Origin of the sequence: Streptomyces sp. NPDC127084 (assembly GCF_042724175.1) — a bacterium.
Classification (GTDB): domain Bacteria; phylum Actinomycetota; class Actinomycetes; order Streptomycetales; family Streptomycetaceae; genus Streptomyces.
This window is the reverse complement of the sequence record NZ_JBHXFA010000125.1, coordinates 1-5,176: the sequence shown is the minus strand read 5'-3', so window position 1 is coordinate 5,176 and position 5,176 is coordinate 1. Positions and strand designations below refer to the sequence as shown.

Here is a 5,176-nt window from a genome sequence, read left to right as displayed (position 1 = left end):
GCCGCCGGCCCACCGCGGGCTTTTATTGCGGTGGGCCCCCGGCCCCCCCACCCACACCCCCCCCCCCCCCCGCGACTCTGTGCGTTCCGGATCCACCACCTTCCGGGTGTTCACGCCGCCCGCGAGGCGGGCAGTGCGGGACGCAGCGGCCAGGCGGGATCGACCGCCTCCTCCGAGCCGTTGCGCGCGAACCACGCCTGGAGGCCCCGTGCCTGAGCGGCATGCCACACCGCCTGAAGTGTGTGCAGTTCCGCCGGCGACAGCCGCTCCAGGCGTCCGGCGAACCGGCGGCCCACAGCCCGTACGACCTCCAGTGCCGCTGTCGCGTCGGCCGCCGCGTCATGCGCCCCGGTCAGCGCCACCCCGTACTGGGCGCACAGATCGGTGAGTGTGCGCCGGCCCTTGCGGTAGCGGTCCAGATGCTTGTCCAGAACCCGCGGGTCCAGCACGCACATCGGCACGTGTTCCAGATAGTGCGCCAGCGACGAGGCGCGGTGGCGCCGCAGTTCGCGGTCCAGCAGGGTCAGGTCGAACGGCGCGTTCATCACGACGAGCGGTCTGCCCGCCGCGCACTGCTCGGCGAGCGCGCGGCCTATCTCCTCCATCACAGGGGCGGGCCAGCGACCGTGGTGCTGGAGGTGCTCCTCGGTGAGACCGTGCACAGCGACGGCCGCCTCGGGCACCGGTATGCCCGGATTGACCAGCCAGGCGGTGACGCGCGCACGTCCACCCGCCGAATCCTGGACGACCAGCGCCGCGGAGACGATCCGGTCTCCCTCGACGTCCACGCCCGTTGTCTCGGTGTCAAATGCGGCCAGGGGCCCTTCAAACCATTGCGTCATCCCCGAACTCCTCGCCCAAGCCGGGCAGATGCCGTGATCCCCTGCCCGAACCGGTGATACCCGCCCTGTTTGCGCGGTACGCCGCCGGGTGACAACACAATTGAGGGGACGGGAAACTGACGCCTCGTCGTGTACCTGAGGGGAGCGTGATCCGAAGGGGCACGGCGAAGTGGCCCGGCGGGGAACCGAGCCTCGAAAAGTCGGCACAGCCCGGAAGGCAGACGGAGCCATGGCGCTCGCGCAGCCAGAACCGGGTGCGCTGCCCGAGCGGACCGTACCGCTGCGCGGGGCACTCGCCACCACCGCCTGCATGGAGACCCTCCAGGTGGGGTATCTCCATGCGGTGGCCGCAGCCGCGGGCTGCTCGCTGTCCCAGCCGTTCCCCGACAACGGGATCGACTGGCATGTGAGCCACAGCGCTCCCGGACACACCGTCGACGACGAAGTCACCATCAAGGTCCAGCTCAAGGCGACCTACCAACTCGCGCCGCACCCACCGGGTTCGGCCTTCTCGTTCACGCTCGACAACGAGCACCTGGTGAAGCTGGCCCGGACACCGGTGTCCGTACACAAGATCCTCGTCGTGATGATCGTGCCGAGGGCCCGCGAGGAATGGCTGCGGGCCGACCACGACCGGATCGACCTCAGGCACTGCTGCTACTGGACGAACCTCGCCGGCCACCCGGTAACCGGCAGGCGCAGGACCACCGTGCGTATCCCGACCACGCACATCTTCGACGACCGGGCGCTGTGCGAGATCATGACCCGGGTCGGGACGGGAGGGAGACCCTGATGCACCGCCCGATCGGCGAACCGGTACCGCCGCGGACGAATTCCCCACTGCCGCGCCCGCGTTCCCTGCCGCTTCCGCTGCCGGACGACGTACCCGCGCCCTGGTACGGGAGCGGGGAGGACCCCGATCCCTCCTGCGTCGATCCCGTCGTGCTGGCAGCGCTGCTCGACCGGCACGGCTGGCGCCGACGCGGGGGAGCCGCCGGACGCTACACGCGGTGGACCCCGCCCGGACCCGCGGGCGGCGGCACCAGCCTGCTCGTGCCTGAGAGCCGGGCCTTCCCGGACGCGGACGATCTGCTGGGCGAGGCGCTGACGGCCCTGGCCCGGTCCGCCGCGCCTTCGGCACGGGAGGTGCTCGTCGGGCTGTCCGTGCCGAGTGACGAGATCCGCTGGTGGCGGGATGTCCCGCAGGGGACGTCCGGTGCGGTCGCGTGGACCGTGCAGGAGCAACTCCGGTCGGCGGCGCGGCAACTGCTGCTCGCGGGCGCCCTCGCGGGACACGGCCGTGCCGGGTACCACGGGGCGAGGCACCGCCGCCAGGCGCTGGCCGCGCTGGAGGGGGTCCTGGTCGGTCCGGCGCCGGGCGGGCGCGGGCTCACCGCCTTCGTACCGGTGACGAGCGGTCGGTCCGTCGCCGTCAGCCTGCACCACGCGCTGGCCGCCACCCGTGAGGCCGTCGACTACCAGCGGGCCACCGGCGGTATGGACGCCTTCGATACCGCGGTCGGGGCGGGTGTGAGCCGGGAGCTCACGGAGGCCGTCGTGGCGCTGGTACGCGGCACCGAAGGGGCCCGGGTCGCGCTGGCCTGGTCACCCGCCGCCGGGGTGCCCGAAGGCTGCGCGGCCCGCCCCGAACCCGTCGAGTTCTCCCCGGGGGACCTGCCCGCCCTGCGCGCGGCGGGTGCTCGCTACCTCCGCGAGGAACCGTCCGTACCCGTGCGGATCACGGGCGCGGTGGTCCGGATGCGGCGCTCGGGCACCCGCGGTGAGGGCACCGTGCGGCTGCGGGTCCTGTCGGGAGCCGAGGTCCCCCATGTCCGCGCGGTGCTGGATGAGGAGTCGTACCGGACGGCCGGGCACGCCCATCTGGTGGGCCTGCCCATCAGGGTCATCGGGCGGCTCGAGAGCCGCGGCGGCTTCCGCCGCCTCAGCGACGCGACGGGTGTGGTGCCGGTGCAGGTGGACGACGCCGAGCGGGACCGGTTGCTGAAGGCGCTCCATGAGAACCTCGACTTCTTCGAGGAGGCCTGCGGCGCGGACGACTGACCGGGGCGACGCCGCCCGCCGGGACCGCGGTATGTGGGGCCTGGGGCTTGAGGGCCAGGACGGGACCCGTACACCGGGACCCGTACACCGCGACGTCCGCGGACCGTTTCGCGGGCCGGCCGCCAGGCTCGGTAGCATGGCGTGACGCGCGCGTGCCGCTTCGGAGCGCGCTTCCCCATGAGGCAGGAGAGACCGGTGTCAGACGTCCGTGTGATCATCCAACGCGATTCCGAGCGGGAAGAGCGCGTGGTGACCACGGGCACGACGGCGGCGGACCTCTTCGCAGGCGACCGCACCGTCGTCGCCGCGCGGGTGGCCGGTGAGCTGAAGGACCTGGCGTACGAGGTCGGGGACGGCGAGGAGATCGAACCGGTCGGGATCTCGTCCCAGGACGGGCTCAACATCCTGCGCCACTCCACCGCGCATGTGATGGCGCAGGCCGTGCAGGAGCTGTTCCCCGAGGCCAAGCTGGGCATCGGCCCGCCGGTCAGGGACGGCTTCTACTACGACTTCGACGTGGCCAAGCCGTTCACGCCCGAGGATCTCAAGGCCATCGAGAAGAAGATGCAGGAGATCCAGAAGCGCGGCCAGCGCTTCTCGCGGCGCGTCGTCACCGACGAGGCCGCCCGCGAGGAACTCGCGGACGAGCCGTACAAGCTGGAGCTCATCGGTATCAAGGGCTCGGCGTCCAGCGACGACGGCGCCGATGTCGAGGTGGGCGGCGGTGAGCTGACGATCTACGACAACCTGGATGCCAAGACCGGCGAGCTGTGCTGGAAGGACCTCTGCCGCGGTCCCCATCTGCCGACCACCCGCAACATCCCGGCGTTCAAGCTGATGCGCAACGCGGCCGCGTACTGGCGCGGCAGCGAGAAGAACCCGATGCTCCAACGCATCTACGGCACCGCCTGGCCGTCCAAGGACGAGCTGAAGGCGCACCTCGACTTCCTCGCCGAGGCCGAGAAGCGCGACCACCGCAAGCTGGGCGCGGAGCTGGACCTGTTCTCCATCCCGGACGAGATCGGCTCGGGTCTCGCGGTCTTCCACCCCAAGGGCGGCGTCATCCGCCGGGCCATGGAGGACTACTCGCGCCGCCGCCACGAGGAGGCGGGCTACGAGTTCGTCTACACCCCGCACGCCACCAAGGGGAAGCTCTTCGAGAAGAGCGGCCACCTGGACTGGTACGCCGAGGGCATGTACCCCCCCATGCAGCTCGACGAGGGCGTGGACTACTACCTCAAGCCCATGAACTGCCCGATGCACAATCTGATCTTCGATGCCCGGGGCCGGTCCTACCGTGAACTGCCCCTGCGCCTCTTCGAGTTCGGGACGGTGTACCGGTACGAGAAGTCCGGCGTCGTGCACGGCCTCACCCGGGCCCGCGGCTTCACGCAGGACGACGCGCACATCTACTGCACCAAGGAGCAGATGGCGGACGAGCTCGACTCGCTGCTGACCTTCGTGCTCGACCTGCTGCGCGACTACGGACTGACCGACTTCTACCTGGAGCTGTCCACCAAGGACCCGGAGAAGTTCGTCGGCTCCGACGAGGTCTGGGAGGAGGCCACCGAGGTGCTGCGCAAGGCCGCCGAGAAGCAGGGCCTGCCACTGGTGCCCGACCCGGGCGGCGCCGCCTTCTACGGTCCGAAGATCTCGGTGCAGGTCAAGGACGCCATCGGCCGTACCTGGCAGATGTCCACCATCCAGGTCGACTTCAACCTGCCGGAGCGCTTCGATCTCGAGTACACCGGACCCGACGGCTCCAAGCAGCGCCCGGTCATGATCCACCGCGCACTGTTCGGCTCCATCGAGCGCTTCTTCGCGGTGCTGCTCGAGCATTACGCGGGCGCGTTCCCGGCATGGCTGGCGCCGGTGCAGGCGGCCGGTATCCCGGTCGGCGACAGCCATGTCCCATACCTCCAGGAGTTCGCGGCTGAGGCCAGGAGTCGGGGCCTGCGGGTCGAGGTGGACGCTTCGTCGGACCGGATGCAGAAGAAGATCCGGAACTGGCAGAAGCAGAAGGTGCCCTTCATGATCATCGTCGGCGACGACGACATGAGCGCGGGAACGGTCTCGTTCCGGTACCGCGACGGTTCGCAGGAGAACGGCATTCCCCGGGACGAGGCCCTGGCGAAGCTCGCTGACGTGGTGGAGCGCCGGGTGCAGCTCTGAGCAGCCGCTTTACGAGGGGTCGGGGCCCCGCGGGGCCCCCCCCCCCCCGGGGCGGCGGGCGGGGCGCGGGCGGCGGCCCCGGGCGGCGCCGCCCACCCCCG

The 5,176-nt window shown here is 71.0% G+C and carries 4 protein-coding genes; 3 read left to right on the top strand and 1 reads right to left on the bottom strand.

Annotated features, from left to right (window positions below; genetic code table 11):
- Positions 1–110: 110 nt before the first annotated feature.
- On the bottom strand, positions 111–842 hold the full coding sequence (locus ACFWI9_RS25170; RefSeq protein WP_387165324.1) for a 3'-5' exonuclease: 732 nt from the start codon (positions 840–842) through the stop codon (positions 111–113).
- A gap of 229 nt (positions 843–1,071) precedes the next feature.
- Between ACFWI9_RS25170 and ACFWI9_RS25165 the strand changes: the two genes are divergently transcribed.
- The 3 genes from ACFWI9_RS25165 (at position 1,072) to thrS (ending at position 5,075) form a co-directional block, all read left to right on the top strand.
- On the top strand, positions 1,072–1,635 hold the full coding sequence (locus ACFWI9_RS25165; protein ID WP_387165323.1) for a DUF4365 domain-containing protein: 564 nt from the start codon (positions 1,072–1,074) through the stop codon (positions 1,633–1,635).
- Complete coding sequence (locus ACFWI9_RS25160) at positions 1,635–2,903, top strand: hypothetical protein (RefSeq protein WP_387165322.1); 1,269 nt, start codon at positions 1,635–1,637, stop codon at positions 2,901–2,903. The genes ACFWI9_RS25165 and ACFWI9_RS25160 overlap by 1 nt, the downstream gene beginning before the upstream one ends.
- A 195-nt stretch (positions 2,904–3,098) precedes the next feature.
- A complete protein-coding gene (gene thrS, locus ACFWI9_RS25155; protein WP_387165321.1) occupies positions 3,099–5,075 on the top strand; it encodes a threonine--tRNA ligase in 1,977 nt (658 codons plus the stop codon).
- Positions 5,076–5,176 lie beyond the last annotated feature (101 nt).

Coding starts and splice junctions, on each gene's coding strand:
- ACFWI9_RS25165 (WP_387165323.1), top strand. CDS start 1,072: ATGGCGCTCGCGCAGCCAGAACCGGGTGCGCTGCCCGAGCGGACCGTA.
- ACFWI9_RS25170 (WP_387165324.1), bottom strand. CDS start 842: ATGACGCAATGGTTTGAAGGGCCCCTGGCCGCATTTGACACCGAGACA.
- ACFWI9_RS25160 (WP_387165322.1), top strand. CDS start 1,635: ATGCACCGCCCGATCGGCGAACCGGTACCGCCGCGGACGAATTCCCCA.